At 53.4% G+C, this 1,628-nt stretch carries 1 rRNA gene; it reads left to right on the top strand.

The features are described from left to right. Positions 1–49 precede the first annotated feature (49 nt). Positions 50–1,577 (top strand): 16S ribosomal RNA (locus ACWICE_RS19665). Positions 1,578–1,628 lie beyond the last annotated feature (51 nt).

Here is a 1,628-nt window from a genome sequence, read left to right as displayed (position 1 = left end):
AAGACAACAATTCTATTTTATAAATAGTCTTGGTCTTACACTTCATTTTACAATGGAGAGTTTGATCCTGGCTCAGGATGAACGCTAGCGGCAGGCCTAATACATGCAAGTCGGACGGGATCCATCGGTAGCTTGCTACCGGTGGTGAGAGTGGCGCACGGGTGCGTAACGCGTGAGCAACCTGCCCATATCAGGGGGATAGCCCGGAGAAATCCGGATTAACACCGCATGACACTGCATCCCGGCATCGGGAGGCAGTTAAATATTCATAGGATATGGATGGGCTCGCGTGACATTAGCTAGTTGGTGGGGTAACGGCCCACCAAGGCGACGATGTCTAGGGGCTCTGAGAGGAGAATCCCCCACACTGGTACTGAGACACGGACCAGACTCCTACGGGAGGCAGCAGTAAGGAATATTGGTCAATGGGGGCAACCCTGAACCAGCCATGCCGCGTGCAGGACGACTGCCCTATGGGTTGTAAACTGCTTTTGTTAGGGAATAAACCCCACTACGTGTAGTGGGCTGAATGTACCTAAAGAATAAGGATCGGCTAACTCCGTGCCAGCAGCCGCGGTAATACGGAGGATCCGAGCGTTATCCGGATTTATTGGGTTTAAAGGGTGCGTAGGCGGCACTTTAAGTCAGGGGTGAAAGACGGCAGCTCAACTGTCGCAGTGCCCTTGATACTGAAGTGCTTGAATGCGGTTGAAGACGGCGGAATGAGACAAGTAGCGGTGAAATGCATAGATATGTCTCAGAACACCGATTGCGAAGGCAGCTGTCTAAGCCGTTATTGACGCTGATGCACGAAAGCGTGGGGATCGAACAGGATTAGATACCCTGGTAGTCCACGCCCTAAACGATGATGACTCGATGTTTGCGATATACCGTAAGCGTCCAAGCGAAAGCGTTAAGTCATCCACCTGGGGAGTACGCCCGCAAGGGTGAAACTCAAAGGAATTGACGGGGGCCCGCACAAGCGGAGGAGCATGTGGTTTAATTCGATGATACGCGAGGAACCTTACCCGGGCTTGAAAGTTACTGAAGGATGCAGAGACGCATCCGTCCCTCGGGACAGGAAACTAGGTGCTGCATGGCTGTCGTCAGCTCGTGCCGTGAGGTGTTGGGTTAAGTCCCGCAACGAGCGCAACCCCTATGTTTAGTTGCCAGCACGTCAAGGTGGGGACTCTAAACAGACTGCCTGCGCAAGCAGAGAGGAAGGCGGGGACGACGTCAAGTCATCATGGCCCTTACGTCCGGGGCTACACACGTGCTACAATGGATGGTACAGCGGGCAGCTACACAGCAATGTGATGCCAATCTCGAAAAGCCATTCACAGTTCGGATCGGGGTCTGCAACTCGACCCCGTGAAGTTGGATTCGCTAGTAATCGCGTATCAGCAATGACGCGGTGAATACGTTCCCGGGCCTTGTACACACCGCCCGTCAAGCCATGAAAGCTGGGGGTACCTAAAGCATGTAACCGCAAGGAGCGTGTTAGGGTAAAACCGGTAATTGGGGCTAAGTCGTAACAAGGTAGCCGTACCGGAAGGTGCGGCTGGAATACCTCCTTTCTAGAGCCCGCTCCGGGGGAGCTGCGCCACATACATGATCTATACAGAAAA

Source organism: Sphingobacterium sp. NPDC055346, assembly GCF_053645235.1.
The sequence above is the reverse complement of the archived record's forward strand: the minus strand, read 5'-3'. Positions and strand labels throughout refer to the sequence as shown.